Origin of the sequence: Butyrivibrio sp. LB2008 (assembly GCF_000621565.1) — a bacterium.
Taxonomy (GTDB): domain Bacteria; phylum Bacillota; class Clostridia; order Lachnospirales; family Lachnospiraceae; genus Butyrivibrio.
Genome location: NZ_KK211305.1, coordinates 283,273 through 301,236 on the forward strand (window position 1 = coordinate 283,273; position 17,964 = coordinate 301,236).

General features: G+C 41.0%; 15 protein-coding genes. All 15 read left to right on the forward strand.

Going from position 1 to position 17,964, the window contains the following annotated elements; genetic code table 11:
- Nucleotides 1–68 precede the first annotated feature (68 nt).
- The 15 genes from flgK (at nucleotide 69) to rfbF (ending at nucleotide 17,964) form a co-directional block, all read left to right on the forward strand.
- A complete protein-coding gene (gene flgK, locus T356_RS0111260; protein WP_026514565.1) occupies nucleotides 69–1,727 on the forward strand; it encodes a flagellar hook-associated protein FlgK in 1,659 nt (552 codons plus the stop codon).
- Nucleotides 1,728–1,757: 30 nt separating this feature from the next.
- Nucleotides 1,758–3,608: a flagellar hook-associated protein FlgK gene (locus T356_RS0111265; protein WP_026514566.1), complete on the forward strand. Its 1,851-nt coding sequence runs from the start codon at nucleotides 1,758–1,760 to the stop codon at nucleotides 3,606–3,608.
- Between the two features lie 360 nt (nucleotides 3,609–3,968).
- Nucleotides 3,969–6,077: a flagellin N-terminal helical domain-containing protein gene (locus T356_RS20460; RefSeq protein WP_051563392.1), complete on the forward strand. Its 2,109-nt coding sequence runs from the start codon at nucleotides 3,969–3,971 to the stop codon at nucleotides 6,075–6,077.
- A gap of 82 nt (nucleotides 6,078–6,159) precedes the next feature.
- A complete protein-coding gene (gene fliW, locus T356_RS0111275) occupies nucleotides 6,160–6,618 on the forward strand; it encodes a flagellar assembly protein FliW (protein ID WP_026514567.1) in 459 nt (152 codons plus the stop codon).
- 24 nt (nucleotides 6,619–6,642) lie between these two features.
- Nucleotides 6,643–6,858, forward strand: coding sequence for a carbon storage regulator CsrA (csrA, locus tag T356_RS0111280; RefSeq protein ID WP_026514568.1), 216 nt, complete (start codon nucleotides 6,643–6,645; stop codon nucleotides 6,856–6,858).
- Nucleotides 6,859–7,045: 187 nt separating this feature from the next.
- Nucleotides 7,046–8,233 carry a CgeB family protein gene (locus T356_RS0111285; RefSeq protein WP_026514569.1) on the forward strand — a complete coding sequence of 396 codons (1,188 nt, stop codon included), beginning with the start codon at nucleotides 7,046–7,048 and terminating at the stop codon, nucleotides 8,231–8,233.
- A gap of 166 nt (nucleotides 8,234–8,399) precedes the next feature.
- Entirely contained in the window at nucleotides 8,400–8,873 is a 474-nt protein-coding gene (locus T356_RS0111290) for a flagellar protein FlaG (protein WP_051563393.1), read from the forward strand.
- 112 nt (nucleotides 8,874–8,985) lie between these two features.
- Nucleotides 8,986–10,512, forward strand: coding sequence for a flagellar filament capping protein FliD (fliD, locus tag T356_RS0111295; protein WP_026514571.1), 1,527 nt, complete (start codon nucleotides 8,986–8,988; stop codon nucleotides 10,510–10,512).
- 59 nt (nucleotides 10,513–10,571) lie between these two features.
- Nucleotides 10,572–10,973, forward strand: a complete 402-nt coding sequence (gene fliS / locus T356_RS0111300; protein ID WP_242846600.1) for a flagellar export chaperone FliS — start codon at nucleotides 10,572–10,574, stop codon at nucleotides 10,971–10,973.
- A gap of 96 nt (nucleotides 10,974–11,069) precedes the next feature.
- Entirely contained in the window at nucleotides 11,070–11,549 is a 480-nt protein-coding gene (locus T356_RS19275; RefSeq protein WP_051563394.1) for a flagellar export chaperone FlgN, read from the forward strand.
- Nucleotides 11,550–11,821: 272 nt separating this feature from the next.
- On the forward strand, nucleotides 11,822–12,652 hold the full coding sequence (locus tag T356_RS0111310; RefSeq protein ID WP_026514573.1) for a flagellin N-terminal helical domain-containing protein: 831 nt from the start codon (nucleotides 11,822–11,824) through the stop codon (nucleotides 12,650–12,652).
- Between the two features lie 273 nt (nucleotides 12,653–12,925).
- Nucleotides 12,926–13,756 (forward strand): flagellin N-terminal helical domain-containing protein, encoded by an 831-nt coding sequence (locus tag T356_RS0111315; RefSeq protein WP_026514574.1) that lies wholly within the window; start codon nucleotides 12,926–12,928, stop codon nucleotides 13,754–13,756.
- Between the two features lie 218 nt (nucleotides 13,757–13,974).
- Nucleotides 13,975–14,682 carry a ribulose-phosphate 3-epimerase gene (locus T356_RS0111320; RefSeq protein WP_035780990.1) on the forward strand — a complete coding sequence of 236 codons (708 nt, stop codon included), beginning with the start codon at nucleotides 13,975–13,977 and terminating at the stop codon, nucleotides 14,680–14,682.
- Nucleotides 14,669–16,825 carry a LicD family protein gene (locus T356_RS0111325; RefSeq protein WP_026514576.1) on the forward strand — a complete coding sequence of 719 codons (2,157 nt, stop codon included), beginning with the start codon at nucleotides 14,669–14,671 and terminating at the stop codon, nucleotides 16,823–16,825. The genes T356_RS0111320 and T356_RS0111325 overlap by 14 nt, the downstream gene beginning before the upstream one ends.
- Before the next feature lie 359 nt (nucleotides 16,826–17,184).
- Nucleotides 17,185–17,964 carry a glucose-1-phosphate cytidylyltransferase gene (gene rfbF, locus T356_RS0111330; RefSeq protein ID WP_026514577.1) on the forward strand — a complete coding sequence of 260 codons (780 nt, stop codon included), beginning with the start codon at nucleotides 17,185–17,187 and terminating at the stop codon, nucleotides 17,962–17,964.

Consider the following 17,964-nt stretch of genomic DNA (forward strand, 5'->3'; position numbering starts at 1 on the left):
GTTGTAGTGTCTTTTTTGTGCTTAAAAATAAAAAGACTAGGACCTGCTAAGATCAGGAGGAAAGAAATATGTCCCTCATGGCAAACTTATATGTCGGCACATCAGGGTTGCAGACATCGCAGAACGCACTTAATACAACTGCACATAACATGGCAAACCTTGATACAGAAGGATATACAAGGCAGCAGATATCGCAGGGAACAAGAGCCTATCAGACTCTTGAGAAAAGAAATAACTGTATTGCCTGGAAGCAGATTGGAACAGGCGTTGAATATAATAATTGTAAACAAGTAAGGAGTAGCTTCCTTGACAGCTCGTACAGGCAGGAGTCGGGAAGATACGCCTTTTATGATATATCAAAAAAAGCTATCGAAGAAGTTGAAGATCAGCTTCAGGAGATGAACGGAACAGAATTTGCGGAGTCATTAAACAATATGTGGACAGCGGTTCAGGAGCTTGCCAAAGATCCCACATCCGCAGTTACACAGAGTGCTATGGTAACAAGGGCAAATGAGTTTTTGACAAGAGCAAAGAGCGTTTATGACGGACTTGTAACATATCAGGAGAATCTTGATTCTACCATTGCCGATATGGTTAGTAATATAAACGAGATCGGCGACAAGATACGTGCATTAAATGAAGATATAGTAAATATCGAATCAGGCAGAGAAGAGAAGGCAAACGATCTTAGAGATACAAGAAACCTTCTTCTCGATAAGCTCGGAGAATACGGAAGAATAGATTATTCGGAAGATATTTTCGGAAATGTGTCGGTTCTTTTTGAAGGATCGAGTTTTGTAACAACAGATCATGTAAATCATATCGGAATAGACACTACGCTTGAAAGTTGTGTGGGATATGCAACACCTTACTGGGAGTATGCGGCAGTCAAAGAATATGATAAGGACGGAAGAGAAGTAGTTACTTCCATAGACGGAGCGCATATTTTTGACTTAAGTCAGACAGTTGCCACATCGACGAATACCGATATAGGAAAGCTCAGAGCTGTACTTCTTGCAAGAGGAGATCACAATGCTACTTATCACGATATAACCGAGAGTGAAGAATATTACAATAAAAACATTGCGCAGTCGGTCATCATGAACGTTCAGGCAGAATTTGACCAGATGATACACAATATCATGACTGCAATAAATAAGATTATGGAAGATGCTGAGAGTAATCCGGCAACCCTGGACAACACTCTTGGAAAAGCAGCGGATTTCACAATGTTCAAAGTGGCAAATGAAGAGGATTCACTTATGTATGACATTGATGAGAAACATCCTGCGGGAAGTGTGATGACAGGATTTACGATAAAGAATACGCAGGTTAATTCCATTCTTTTGGCGGATCCTACAGCATTTACATTCAGAACGGTAGAAGGAAATGAAGATACAGCAACAATTGCTGCATTAAAAGAAGCTTTTACAAAAGAGGATTATACATTAAATCCTAATGTTGCTACGAGAAATAACTTTATATCATATTACAACAGCTTTGTATCACAGATTGCCAATTCGGGTGATGTGTATAACAGTATTGCAGAAGCTCAGGAGCAGACGATTTCATCAATATCTGCCGCAAGAGAGCAGATAGTAGGTGTATCAAGTGATGAGGAACTTGAATATATGATCCAGTTCCAAAATGCATACAACGCATCGAGCCGATATATAAACGTAGTAAGTGATATGCTTGAGCATCTGGTAACAACACTTGGTGCATGACGGTAACTTACATGTCGGAGGGAAGAAATTATGACATCGACATTTTTTGGACTTAATATTGCAGCATCGGGTTTAAGAGCCGCAAATGCAGCACTTAACACGACCGCCAACAACATAGCAAATGCCAATACGGATGGATACAGCAGACAGACAGTTAAGCAGGAAGCATCCGATGCGATCAGAGTATTTGCAAAATACGGTTGCGCCGGCGCCGGTGTTGATACTATCGCGATAGAAAGAGTTCGTGACAGCTTTTACGATGCTAAGTTCAGAAAAAATGAACAGCTTCTTGGCGAGGTAAGTCAGAAGAATTATTATAACAAGCTTATCGAGCAGTATCTTGATGATGACGGAACGACAGGCTTCTCATCTCTTTATAACAAGATGACAGCTTCTCTTCAGTCGGTTATGACAGCGGCAGGTACAACAGAAGCTAAGAGTACATTTGTATCACAGATGCAGAGTATCGCGGAGTATTTTAACAATGCATATAATAATCTTCAGAGCGAGCAGGCTGATGTAAATTCGGAAGTAAAGCTATGTGCGGACAGAGTAACTTCCATAGCTCAGGAAGTTGCTTCCATCAATAAGCAGATCAACATCATCGAGATGACGGGAACGGTTGCAAATGAACTCAGGGATAAAAGAGATGTGATGATCGATGAACTCTCCAAGATCATTTCGGTTGAGGTAAAAGAGACTCCTATCGTTGATGAGACTCAGCCCGACAGAAATACCGGAGCAACACGTTTTCAGATCTGGGTTGCGGGTGGATATGAGCTTGTTGATACTTATGATTTCAGAAAGATGGTCTGTGTTTCACGTCCTTCGGATGGGGCGACCAATCAGAATGATATAGACGGTCTTTATGATATTAAGTGGGGAAGTGCCAATTATAAAGATGGAGATGATATCTCCGAGCTTTCTGATTTTGCGATCGATTCAAAGCTTATCGGCGGAGAGCTTCAGGGGCTTCTTGCAATGAGAGACGGAAATAACGGGCACTATTTTAACGGAAGATGTACGGAAGTTGATACTGAGTCGAGTCCTGTTAAAGTAACAGTAAAGGTGACCGATCCGCATCTTATGGATATGACAAAGTGTACTATTCCGGGCCAGGGCGCGATCCATATCGGAGACAAAGACTATAAGTATGACGATTGGAAGTACGACGGAAAAGATACATATGTATTCACTATAGATGATGAATCACTTAAAAGTATGCCTGATTCACACAGAGATGTGTCTATAGGTAAATTCAACGATTATCAGGGAATTCCTTACTATCTCGAACAGATGAACGAGTGGGTAAGGCAGTTTTCAACCGCAGTAAACAATGTTATGGTCGGCGGATATCCTTCAGACAGCGATGAGAAAGGTCAGTTCCTTCTTACAGGCGGTGATGATATGAACTCTGCGGCACAGTACTCAATCGATCAGCTTACTACACTGTCTGAGAATAAAGGATATTACAAGGTCCGTGCAGGTAATTTTAAGGTCAACAGTGTTCTTCTTGCGGACGCAAGCAGGCTTGCAACAAGAGCAGACTTAACAGAGGGTGAATCCGAATTTGGAAATCTGACAAAGTTAAAAGATATGTTCAATACGGAAAAGATATTCCGTGGAGCTTCATCCGGAGAGTTCCTTACCAAGGTTCTTGCCGATGTTGCGCTTAATACAAACAATTCAAGCACTTTGGAAGATACATATACAGCGCTTGAGACAACAATCTCTAATCAGAGACTTTCCGACTCCGGCGTTGATAAAGATGAAGAAGCATCTAACTTAGTTAAATTCCAGAATGCATATACACTTTCATCTAAGATGATTCAGACACTTACAGAGATCTACGACAGACTCATTCTCCAGACCGGAGTTTAAATTCTAGGCAAAAATCCAAAGCAGGCAGGTGATATTTTACAATCACTTTGGGAACACTCCCGTTTCATTGTGCTTCGTAGCGGTACTAATGCCCTAAAAAACAGGGCATAAGTACCGACGAGCACAAAGACCCTCAAAGTTGCTTGTAAAAAATCACCTGCCTGCTTTGGCTTTTTTGCCGGATTTTGGCCGTCCGATGTTTTTAGATATGTGTTCTTGGCAGTTTTTTGGCTTTTGCTATAAAGATATAGTAGGTACTGTCCGATAATTATTGTGAACTAGTATACATATAAAAGAGATGCTGCACGGATGCGCATTGGTTTTTGACAAAGGATGGTCTCAGACGGAGGTCTTTTTGCTATGCGTATTACGAATAAGATAATGCAGAATAACTCTTTATATAATATCAATTGCAACAAGGTTACAGAGGATCAGCTCAATACCATGATGGCTACGGGGAAGAAGATTACAAGACCCTCAGATGACCCTGTTATCGCTATAAGAGCATTGCGCCTTCGCAGCAATGTGACTCAGATGTCACAATATTATGAGAAGAATGCAAAAGATGCCGAGAGCTGGCTTGATGTAACGGCAGATGCTTTGTCTACGGTTACTTCGGTGCTTACAGATGCTGTTAAGCAGGCAACAAAGGGCGCGAACAAAGACCTTACGGTTGACGATCTTTCTACGATCGTTACACAGATGGAGGCTCTTGCAAAAGAATATTATGCGACCGGTAATGTGGATTATGCCGGAAGATATATCTTTACAGGATATAGAACAGATACGCCGCTTACTTTTTCTACAACAACAACTGCTGACTACAGCGGAATAAATGATGAGTTCAATGCTGCAAATATCGCATCATCAAGCAGAGTGGTGGGTATGAGCAACCTTGAATCCACAAATCTTCTGAACTCCGGATCAACACCGGTGTCAGAGAGTGATATAGTGGAATACAACGTAGGAAAGATAAGACTTTCTTATGACAACTTAAATTACAGAAGTGGAGATCCTGATTTTATATCTCCGACTCTTAAGTGGAGAGAGAATCTTAAGCAGCCTGCTACTAGCAGCGTTAACGGAAATGTGGATCTTATAGATCTTACATTTACAACGACATTGGGCGCGACACATCATGTATCACTTCCTACAACGGACAAACTTGATCCGGGTGAGTCGTATACAATTACAAGTGAAGACATTACATATACCGTCACAAGCAATGCGGACGGATCGCACAATATAAAGGCCAGCGATTCATCGCAGGACTATGAGTTTTTTATAGACAGGAACGGAGTGTATGATCCGGCAGGTCAGAGCGGTAATATTGAGTCTGGCACGGCAAAAATGGAGAATGTTCCGAAAACTACTCTTACATTCACAAATGACGATGGTGAGAGAGTAAACTTCAAGCTTCCGCTCGTCGATGCGATCGGGCAGACTTACAGCATGAAGATCGAGTGCGGAGGAAGAATTGCAACGGCAGTTATAAACAGTGACGGAACATATACTGTTACAGACGGCAGCGTTAAGAACAATTCAGACGGTACGATAACAAGAAATATAATCAATGTCACAGACAATGGAAGCGTGCACTCGTCATATAAAGAGACTGAGCTTGAAATCTCATCGGCAAATATGCTCTATACAACCAGTTCCGAAGAGGAGATGGATGACGTTTACAGGGCAATTGATGCGGCACCGACAGGAAGCGTGGCATATCTGAATGCGGCAACGGGAGAGATTCTTTTGAATAAAGAGCTGTCTGATAAGCTTTCTACATTGCCAAATCTGATAAATGCCAATTCTATTGATGTTGTTTACAGCAAAAAAGAATGGGAGAGCGGAGATATAAGACCGCAAAACCTCTTCAACTGTACGTTTACCGATGACAATGGCAAAAAAATCCTTTATAATAGAGGCTCAGCGGCTCATGATATCGCTTATGACGTTGGATTTGCACAGTCTGTTGTCGTAAATACTACAGCAGATGCGGTTTTCACAACAGGTGTAAAAAGAGATATAGACGATCTTTCAAATATGCTCGGAAAACTCACTCAGATCAATTCTACGATCAAGACTCTTCAGGACAGACTTGACGGCGTGGTGGCAGATTCCGATGAGAAACAAAAACTCACGATGGAACTCGATGCAGCCAAGAAAGCTTACAATTATCAGAGAGAGAGTATCCAGAAGGAATTTGAGCACAAGATCAGCTCTCTTCAGAATGCACTAGATAATGCAAATCTTGCGGTTACAGATAACGGAACAAGATCTAAGAGACTAGATCTTATCAATTCAAGACTTATGACACAGACAACGACATTTAAGTCACTTCAGTCTGAGAATGAGGATATAGATCTTGCGGCGACGGTAACACAGCTGTCATCGGCGCAGGTGACATATGAAGCAAGTCTTATGGCTACAGGAAAGATAAGCCAGACATCGCTTATGAATTATATTTAATGTAGTATGGTAATTATACGTTTTAACGTATATAATTAAATAGTGATAACATTGTTTTTATCAGGATTATGGAGGTCGCAGCATGAAATTAAACACTAGAATCTTTGGAGAGGTTGAGATTGAAGATAGTAAGATCATTTCTTTTCCAAATGGAATAATCGGTTTTCCTGATCTTAAGAGATTCACACTTATGCATGATGAGGAACAGGGAACAAATACGATCAAGTGGTTGCAGTCAATAGATGAGCCCGGATTTGCAATGCCTGTTATGGATCCGCTCTTTGTATGCCCGGATTATCAGCCTATAGTAGAAAAGGAAGCGGTTGCAGATATAGGCGATCTTCAGGATGAGGATATGCTTGTGCTTGTAACGGTTACGGTTCCGCATGACCTTAAGCAGATGACAGTAAATCTTAAGGGACCATTTATCATCAATACCAAGGAGATGAAGGCTTCTCAGACAATCATTGATAACGAGGACTATCCTGTTAAGTTCCCTATTTATGATATTTTGCAGAATAACAAAACAGCGAACGCATGATCATACAGTTGGGAGGGATAGCATATGTTAGCATTGTCTAGAAAAAAGAACGAAGCAATCGTTATTAATAACAATATTGAGATTACTGTACTTGATATCAGAGGAGACCAGATCAAGATTGGAATCGCGGCTCCCAAGGAGATACCTATTTACAGAAAAGAAGTATATATTCAGATCCAGAATGAAAATAAAGAAGCAACAGATGTATCCGGAATCGAGGAACTCAAGAAATTGCTTTGATAAAGTGAAGTTACAGCGGCTGCTACCGGAAAGAGGTGGTAGCCGCTTGTTTATATCATAGCTTTGCTATGATATAAAACGCTCCGCTATGGATGCGACCGATGCGCAGATGAATTATGCAAGCTGAAGCTTGCACGCATCGGCGCGCAAAGAGTCGCGAGCGACTCTTTGATTAACGAGGGACAGCATGAGAATACTTTACTACTACTGGGATGAATTCAATGGCGAAGACTGTATTGATGCCATGAGAAGACTTGGACATGACGTTGATGTCATTAAAATTAAGCTTGAAGGTTATCAACTCACCGAAGAGGTCGATGATAAGTTCAGAGCTCTTTTGACCAGGGAAGAAGCAGGCAAAAGATATTATGACATTGTCTACAGCTTTGACTATTATCCGTGCATATCGGATGCGTGCCAAAAGTACGATACGACGTATGTGTCATGGGTTTTTGACTGCCCGCATTATACGCTTGATTCACATACGATAACCAATCCCGTGAACAGGGTATTTGTCTTTGACAAAGAGCGCTATAGAGAGATGAAAGAGAAGGGAATAGAGACTGTCTCTTATTCTCCGCTCGGAGTAAATGAAAAGAGACTGGCAGAGTTCTGCGAGGATCTTGATGCTCAGACAGGCGGAAATATTGTTTATCAGCATGATGTCTGTTTTCTTGGAAATTTATATGATAACGAATATAACTTTTATGACCGGGTGAGGTACCTTCCACCTGATCTTAAGGAATATATAGATGCGGTGATAAATCTTCAGGAAAAGATATACGGACACGACCTTTTTACAGATGAAAAGGCCATAACTCCTGCACATGTCAAACTGCTCAGAGAGTATATCAAATTTGAAGATACAGGAAATTACGATCTTGACTATGACAGGATAGTTCTTGATATGCTACGAAAAAAGGTGACGGTAAACGAGAGAAGACATATCCTGGAAAAGATGGGCGAAAGATTTGATACCGTGCTTTATACGATGCCCGATGCAAAGCCTATAGAAGGAGTGAGAAATCTTGGAATAGCCGATTACACAACCAAGATGCCGCTGGTATTCAGGCGAAGCAAGGTTAATCTCAATATTACATTAAGATCGATTGTTTCGGGTGTTTCGCTGAGAGTGCTTGATGTTCTCGCTGCCGGAGGCTTTCTCATAACTACTTATCAGAAAGAGATCGATGAATATTTTGAGAATGGCAAAGAACTTGTGATGGCGCGTACACCCGAAGAGATGATCGAACTTACCGCATATTATCTCGAACATGAAGATGAGAGGAAAGAGATAGCGGAAAATGGGCAAAAGAAGGTGTTTGATGAGTTTGCTTATACTAAACTTTTGCCGAAAATATTAAAAGTTTATTAAATCTGTAATTTTCTTTTCCAAAGGATTAAAGATTACAGAACATCGTCCGATATAATCAGTAAGAAATATTATGCATATATTTGTTTATAGCGGAAAGAGGAAAGTGATACTCGTAAATGTTGATATATACAGGTAATTCCTGATTCTGACATGGAGGTATGGGATTATGGGAATGGATGGAATTAATGGATTTGTACCGATTGTTCAGCCGGTTCAGCCACAGGTAAAAACACAGATAAAAGATCAGAGCCAGGCTCAGAGCGAAGTTGTAAATTATGAAGTTAACGCTCAGGCTCAGGCAATGGATCTGACTGTTGAGGCGGCAGATAATTCAGCCGGTTCCAATAATGAATCGTCTGCAAAAAATTTTGCAAATAATCAGAGCAAAAGAGCTGAGACAGAGGAACAGATACAGGCAGATAATGCCAAGATCAAGAAGGCAATCTCTGAGATGACCAAGAAAGTTCAGTCTAATGCTGAAGCTGTTTTTGGAATTCACGAAAAGACCAACAGGGTGACTATCAAGATGGTGGACAAGGATACCAAGAAGGTTATCAAGGAATTTCCGCCGGATGAAACTCTTGATATGATCGCCAAGGTATGGGAAATCGCAGGAATCCTTGTTGACGAGAAAAGATAAAAAGCTGTATCGGTGGCAGACAATATATTAAGTAAAAGCGAGCCGTAGCGAAGCGGTTCGATCGGGAATGGATTTCCGATTACATCTCACGGATTGAGAAAGGAGAATTGATATGCCTATTAGAATTACAGGAATGAACTCAGGTCTGGATACAGAGAGTATCATCACTGCTCTTACCCAGAAAAAGAAGGATAAGGTAGATACTTTTACCGGAGAACAGAAGAAGCTTTCCTGGAAGCAGGATAAGCTTAAAGAACTTAATAAGAAGGTCAACGATTTTTATAACGGCATACTGACCACAATGAAATTTTCAGCTGCGTATTCAAAGAAGACTACGACAGCTTCGAATTCAAGTGCTGTAACTGTTGTTACAGGTGAGAATGCTATGAATGCTACTCAGTCGCTGGATATTGATAGTCTTGCAAAGGCGTCATATCTTACAGGTGAAAAGATTGAGGTCGGCGGAAAGAATGCGACCAAGGATACGAAGATGTCCGATCTTGGAATCGTGGGCGAAACTCTTAAGTTCAAAATAGCCGGTAAAGAAACGGATACAATTGAAGTTAATATCGAAGAAAATGATACAATAGAAAGTGTTCTCAGTAAGTTAAAAAGTGCTAAATCCTCAGTGACGGGTACTTCTCTTAATTTTAATTATGATGAAGGAAACGGAAGATTTTATGTGGCTTCAAAAGAGATGGGAACAGCTGCATCCTTCACTGTTGACGCAGCAGCGGATTCAAGTGAAGCAATGAAAAAGCTTGGATTTGTCGATAACGGAAAGAATTACATAGAAGCAAGCCAGGCGCATATAGTCCTTAACGGCGAAGATTATTATTCTGATACAAATACCTTCGAGATCAACGGTCTTACAATAACTGCCAATGAAGAAGTAAAGGGAATAACTCTTTCTACCAAGCAGGATACAAGCGGAATCTATGACAATATAAAGAAGCTGATAAAAGATTACAACGATCTTATGAAAGATATCGCTACGTCGTACAATGCAGACAAAGCCAAGAAGTACAAGATGCTGACTGACGATCAGAAAGATGCGATGTCTGACAAAGAGGTTGAGGAGTGGGAGAAAAAGATTAAAGACGGACTCCTTAGCGGTGACGAGACACTCGGTACGATTAGGAATGCTCTAAAAGAAGTCATGAGCAAATCTTTTGAAGTAAAAGGCAAAGACGGAACGTCAAGTAAGATGACTCTTGCCGGCTTTGGAATTTCTACAGGAAGCTATTTTTCTACAGGTGAGAATGAGCGAGAAGTATTGCATATAGACGGTGACAAGGATGATTCTTCAAGCAGCGGAAATGCAGATCTTCTCGGAGCTGCTATATCATCTGATCCTGAAATGGTACAGAGCTTTTTTACACAGCTTTCATCGGCTCTTTCGGATAAGCTCTTTAATCTTATGAGGGGTAATGAATTAAGAAGCGCATTTACAATTTATGAAGATAAGCTTATGGCCTCTCAGTACAGCGCTTATAATACTAAGATCTCGGATGCACAGAAAGCACTTGAGGCAGCTCAGGATAAATTCTATAGAAAATTTGCTACCATGGAGACGACGCTTTCCAAGATAAACAGTAACAGTTCCTCTCTTTCAGGTTTCTTTGGCGGAGGAGGCTGATGGCATAATTTTTTAACTGGATTATACGGATATTTTATACAGAATGCGAGGGATCACATATGCCGGTAATGACAACTCAACAGAAAGCTTATGCTCAGTACAAGAATAATAAAGTTATGGGTGCAAGCGGCCCCGAACTTACACTTATGCTCTATGACGGAGCGATAAAGTTCCTTAATATCGCGGATTATGCGATAGAAAATAACGATGTGTCCAAGGCGCATGAGAATATTATGAAGACGGAGCGCATCATTGACTATCTCAGAAACACACTTGATATGAAGTATGCTGTTGCTCAGGACTTCGAGAATATGTATTCATATATAGGAAGAAGACTTGTTGAAGCAAATATCAACAAGGACAGAGATATTATTGCTGAAGTCAATAAGCATATGCATGCCATCAGGGATAACTGGGTAGAAGTCATGAAGGCAAACAACATTGTTGTAAAGGATGCATGACGATTGCGTGCAAATTCGCTATAATAGTCATTAGAGACCGCGCCGGAAATACAGGTTGTGTTTCCGGCGTAAGTTTTATCTAAGGGGGAAGTGCGCATGTTATCTTCAAGTATGGATATGCTGGAAGAAAGCCTTATAAAGAAGATTGATATAATGACAGAGATTGAGACAGAGAATGAGAAGCAAAAAGAAATTCTGTCCGATCCCGAAAATGTTGATGAAGAGGCTTTTGATGCTACCGTCGATAAAAAGGGAGAACTTATCGATAAACTTGGTGCTATAGATGATGGTTTTCAGACTCTTTTTGACAGGATAAAAGAAGATGTCGGAGCCAACAAAGAAGCATATGCGGATCAGATACGCCGTATGCAGGCACTGATACAGGATATTACCGCAAAGAGCGCATCTATTGAGGCTGCAGAACATAGAAATAAGAAGCTTGCAGAGAATTATTTTGATACCGCGCGACGTCAGATGAATGCAAATAAGCAGTCCTCCGCTGTGGCATTTAATTACTACAGGACTATGAATAATTTCAAAGATATTCCTCCGCAGTTTCTGGATAAGAAGAATTGAATATAAGATTAGTGCAAAGAGGTTGCTGCCATATATCGGACAGTAATCTCTTTTACTTTAGAGAAAATTCGAAAAAAGTAGAAAAAAATTCATTATTGTATGTTTTTTTGAAAAAAATTAAAAAAAGGGTTAAGTAAACGAAAACACAGCCGATAATAATAGTGTAAAACAAAAAAACAAGCAGCCATGGAAGGGAGTCCGCGCAAGCTGCACAATATGGAAAGGATGAAAAAGGCAGCAGGGAAGCGGCCCCGTTCATGGAGGATAATAATATGGTAGTACAACACAATGTCACAGCGATGAATGCTAACAGACAGCTTGGTATCACAACAGATGTACAGGCTAAGTCAAGTGAGAAGCTCTCATCAGGTTACAAGATCAACAGAGCAGCAGATGACGCAGCAGGTCTTGCAATTTCCGAGAAGATGAGACGTCAGGTAAGAGGTCTTACACAGGCTTCAGCAAATGCTCAGGACGGTATCTCAGCAGTTCAGACAGCTGAAGGAGCTCTCAACGAAGTACACGATATGCTTCAGAGAATGAGTGAGCTTGCAATCAAGGCATCTAATGACACTCTTCAGACAACAGATCGTGCATACATCCAGAGAGAGGTTGATGCTCTTAGAGATGAGATTGACAGGACAGGTGCTTCTACCCAGTTTAATAATACTAATCTTCTTGACGGAACATTTACTAACAAGAATCTTCAGGTTGGTTCAGAGAATTCAGCAAATAATGTGATCAGAATAGACATTATAGCTCTTACAGCAACTGGTCTTAAGATTGACGGAACAAATATTAAGGTTACAGGAACAAGTGGTGTCAATGCAAAGGGATCAATACAGAAGATCAAGGATGCTCTTGAAACTGTATCAAAGCAGAGATCTGACCTCGGTGCTATCCAGAACAGACTTGAGCATACAATAAAGAACCTTGATAACGTAGTTGAGAATACACAGGCAGCTGAGTCACAGATCCGTGATACAGATATGGCTGAGGAAATGGTTAGATATTCTAACAACAATATCCTTGCTCAGGCAGGTCAGTCAATGCTTGCTCAGGCTAACCAGACAAACCAGGGTGTTCTTTCACTCCTTCAGTAATAAATTTTAGGTAAAAAACATAACCCACTAATATATAAGATCGCCCCGGACCTCTCATCCGGGGCGATTTATATTGAATTTCTTCGAAATGCTTCTTTATAGAAAATTTATAATTTATTTTTCAATTTAGGGGTTATTTTTTTAGAATTATGGTCGATAATAATAGTGTAAAACAAAACAGAGATGGTTTTTAGGCCAGCACTAAGAACTATTTCGTAACGAGCAAACGAGTGGCAAGGATGCCACCGTACAAATTCAAGGAGGAATTATATTATGGTAGTACAACACAACGTCACAGCAATGAATGCAAACAGACAGCTTGGAATCACAACTGGTATTCAGGCTAAGTCAAGTGAGAAGTTATCATCAGGTTACAAGATCAACCGTGCAGCAGATGATGCAGCAGGTCTTGCAATTTCTGAAAAGATGAGACGTCAGGTAAGAGGTCTTACACAGGCTTCTGCTAACGCTCAGGATGGTATCTCAGCAGTTCAGACAGCTGAAGGTGCTCTTAACGAAGTACATGATATGCTTCAGAGAATGAACGAGCTTGCTACAAAGGCAGCTAACGAGACACTTCAGTCAACAGATCGTGCTTACATTGATGCAGAGATTTCACAGCTTAAGACTGAGATTGACAGAACAGGTTCAGCTACTCAGTTCAACAACCAGAAACTTTTGGATGGTTCTTTCAAAGATAAGAAACTTCAGGTTGGTTCTGAGACAGATGGTGAGAACCAGATTACTGTTACTATCGGATCTATGAAGTGCACAGGAATCGGCATCACAGGTTCTAACTGCACTGTTGCAGGAACAGATGGTTCTAAGGCTCTTAAGGCTATGGATACAATCAAGAAAGCTCTTGAGAAGGTATCACAGCAGAGATCTGACCTCGGTGCTGTTCAGAACAGACTTGAGCACACAATCAAGAACCTTGACAACGTAGTTGAGAATACACAGGCTGCTGAATCACAGATTCGTGATACAGATATGGCTACCGAGATGGTTAAGTATTCGAATAATAACATCCTTGCACAGGCTGGACAGTCAATGCTGGCTCAGGCTAACCAGACAAATCAGGGTGTTCTTTCACTTCTCGGATAATTGTATATGGTTCACAAGTAATAATGGTCATTTGCATAATTGCAACTACCGAAAAGGGCTCCGGAAACGGAGCCCTTTTTCTGCATGATTTTAGTCGGAATTGGTATATAAAGTGAGTAATTATGCCCATTTTGACAGCTATCTATGATAAAATATAAATGGTTTTTTAGGTAATCTATGCCTTTTTCAAACAGGCAATTTATTTGCAAGGGGGAATTATGAATAATTTTGTGCTTACGGCGTCTATGATGTGCGCTGATTTCGGCAATCTTGAGAAAGAGGTAAGAGCGCTTGAGGCTGCGGGAATAGATTCTTTTCACATCGATATAATGGACGGTAGGTATGTAAATAATTTTGCCATGTCTCTCTATGACATGATATCTATTGCAAGGGTGAGCAGCAAACCTCTTGATGTTCATCTTATGATCGAGCATCCGAGAAATAATATAGAGCTTTTTCTAAGATACCTTCGTAAGGGAGATACAGTATATATCCATCCCGAGGCGGAGTATCATCCGTCTGCAACAATCCAGAAGATAATTGATTACGGAATGCATCCCGGAATAGCGATAAATCCCGGAACAAGCGTGGAATCTATAAGAGAGCAGCTTAGAATTGTCGACAGAGTTCTTGTCATGGCTGTTAATCCCGGAAATGCCAGTCAGATGTTTCTTCCGTTTGTAGGTGAGAAGATTGACGTGCTGCTTCATCTCAGGAAAAAGATGGGCTTTGAACTGTACTGGGACGGCGCTTGCGGCGCGGAGAGGATGAAGGAGTATGTTCCGAAGAAGATGGACGGTTTTGTTCTCGGTACAACTCTTTTGTTTGGCAAAAATGCGGAATATTCAGAGATAATCCCTGCAATAAGAAAGCTTGATTTTTCATATTTGGAAAAGGAGCCTGTAAAATATAATGATCAATACTAATCCCGATGAAGAGAAGAATATCGTACCGCTTGAAAATATCAGCTTTCCCGACTCTTTTTTCAGAGAAGAGGTGAGGAACGGTTTTTATATTCCTACAATGATGAAGCGCTATTGGGCTGGGCAGCTTCAGATGTTATCCGATATTCATAAGCTGTGCCAAAAGTATGATATAAAGTGGTTTGCGGATTACGGAACGCTCCTTGGCGCGGTGCGTCACGGCGGATACATCCCGTGGGATGACGATTTTGATATTTTTATGCTGCGTGATGATTATGAGCGCTTTTTTGAACTTGCCAAAAAAGAAATGCCTAGCGTGTACATATTTCTTAGAATAAAAGATATTGAAGAGGGATATGACAATTACCTTGGAAGAGTGGTAAATTGTAATACCATAGATTGCAGTGAGAATCATCTTGGGCAGTTTAGCGGATGCCCTTACACCGTGGGTATTGATATTTTTCCAATGGATGGAATCTATAAGGATGAGGCAAAAGAAAAGGATCGACTGGCCAGAGCTAAAAAAGTGATAATGGTGCATGATGCAGTTGAGGCGGCAGATGAGCTGGGAAGTCTTGCGAAGAATATTGAGTTTCTTTTGCTTGAAGTGGAAAAAGAAAACCATGTCCATCTGCGAAGAGGTAAAAAACTCACGCATGAGCTTAATAAATTGATTGAAAAAATATATATGGAATGTCCTGTATCAGAGGCAGATCAGGTTGCTATGATGCCTTTTTACTTACAGTACGGAAATCATATCTATCCTAAAAAAGCTTTTACAGAGTCTTTTGGTATGAGGTATGAAAATACAACGGTGCAAGTGCCGTGTTGTTATGACTATAAACTTTCATGTGATTACGGTAATTACATGGAGATTCATAAGGGCGGAGGAATGCATGAGTATCCCATTTATATCAGTCAGGAGAGAGCTCTTGCAGAGAAGATGGGGCATAATCCCTATAGATATACGTTTGATGCCAATGCGATGCTTCTGTCAGTAAGAAGATATATGAGCAGAATGCTTACGCCTGCGCCTCAAAAGGAGAAAAAGACTGTAGTTTTTCTTCCGTGCAGAGCAATTTGGTGGGATACGATGGAAGGCCTCTGGCACAAGTATAAATCTGAAGGACATGACGTTCATGTGCTTCCGATAAATTTCTATGATGCCAATTTCCTTGGAAAAGTCGGTGAGATGCATGATGAAAGAGCTCTTTTCCCTGAGTATCTTAATATAGAGGACTGCGAGACGTTTGATTATGCGGGAGTTCATCCTGATGTGATAGTGATACAGGTTCCATATGATGAGTGGAATACGTCGCTTACAGTGCATGAATTCTTTTATTCTTCCAATATTGTAAACGCTACCGATGAACTAATATATGTTCCCTGCTTTGATATCGATGATCCGATTGATGATGATGACAAGGCGTGCAGAGGAATTGAGATCCTTGCGGAGCAGCCTGCTGTTGTCAATTCCGATAAGGTGCTTCTTAAGTCAGAGAAGCAAAGAGAACTGTATCTTAAGAAGCTTATCGAACTTTCCGGAGAAGAGACAAGAGCCTACTGGGAGAATAAGATCGAAGTTTCCCCGTATGTCGGAAAAGACTGGCAGAAGCAGATTGAGAGTGAAAAAACGGAAGATTGCGGCAGTGAAACAGTTGATTCAAGTGAATGCACCGATACCGATGCTGAAGTTAAGCATGCACACACCGGCAAATCATCTGACGATGATGCTGAAAGAGAAGCACAGTGGCGAGATTTCCTCGGAAAATACGCAGACCGCAAAACTGTCGTTTACTACTTTACAATAAGCACACTTATGTACCACGGAGAAGCAGCTGTCGATAAGTTCGAGAGAGTCCTCGATACCTTTGCAGATTCAGCCCGCTCAGGCAATCTCGTAGCAATCTTTGTCCCCCAGGACTACCTCACAGCAAACCTCGATAAAGCAGCCCCCCTCGTCCGCGAGAGATACTCATCCTTTATCGAGAAAGCAAAGAACACCGAAGGCATCATCTGGGACGAAGAAAACCTGAGCCTTTCCTATATCGACAAATGGAACGCCTACTACGGAGACACAGGCACCACCGCAATGGAATGCGCACAGAGAAAAATTCCAGTAATGATTGAGAATGTGAAGATATAAAATAATGGACTACAAAAAAAATTCAAAAAGTAGTATATTACTATGTAATTTATTATTGAAATAAATACCGAAAAAAATGAATATGATGTGTCATCACTTTTCGTATCGTAGTGGACCATGATTACGAGAAGATTTCATCCGTGACCACAGAGGCAAATATGTACAATATTTTGCGATATTTGTGCCACGGAGATAAGACCAAGTAATCATGAGTGCCCTTGCACGATTGATTACTGCTCTGGGCTTATCGCAGTGTTTGGCACAACTTGAGCAAAAATTGTACATATTTGCCGCAGTGCTCACGGAATAAATCTTTGACACCGACGGCATTATGTAAACTTAACGGAAGGAAAGAGATAATGAAAGTTGTAATTTTAGCGGGAGGTTTTGGTACCAGGATTAGTGAGGAGAGCCATCTTCGCCCGAAGCCGATGATTGAGATAGGTGGAAAGCCTATACTTTGGCATATTATGAAAGAATATTCCCATTATGGATTTAATGAGTTTATTATATGTGCGGGATATAAGCAGGAAGTCATAAAAGAATACTTCGCAAACTACTATCTCCACAACTGCGATGTCACTTTTGACTTTGCAAATGAGAACAAGACAACATTCCATTCTCAGAAGGCTGAGCCCTGGAAAGTTACTGTTGTCGACACAGGATACAGCACCATGACAGGTGGACGTATCAAGAGAATCAGAGAGCATGTCGGAAACGAGGCATTCTTCATGACCTACGGTGACGGAGTGTGCGATATCGACATGACAAAACTTCTTGAATTTCACAAGCAGAACGGTAAGCTTGCGACTGTAACAGCAATTCTTGCAGGCCAGCGTTTTGGTGTATTTGATATTGATAAAGGTGATAACTCTACGATCAATGATTTCAGAGAAAAGGCAAGCATGGACGGCGCACGTATTAACGGCGGTTACATGGTTCTTGAGCCCGGAGTATTTGATTATATCGAGGGCGATGCTACATTCTTTGAAAAAGAGCCTATGCACGATCTTGTAAGAGACGGAGAAATGGTAGCATATAAGTACGACGGCTTCTGGAAGTGCATGGATACTGCAAGAGAAAGAGATGAACTTACAGAGCTTGTTGAAACAGGTAGAGCACCTTGGATAAGGTGGTAA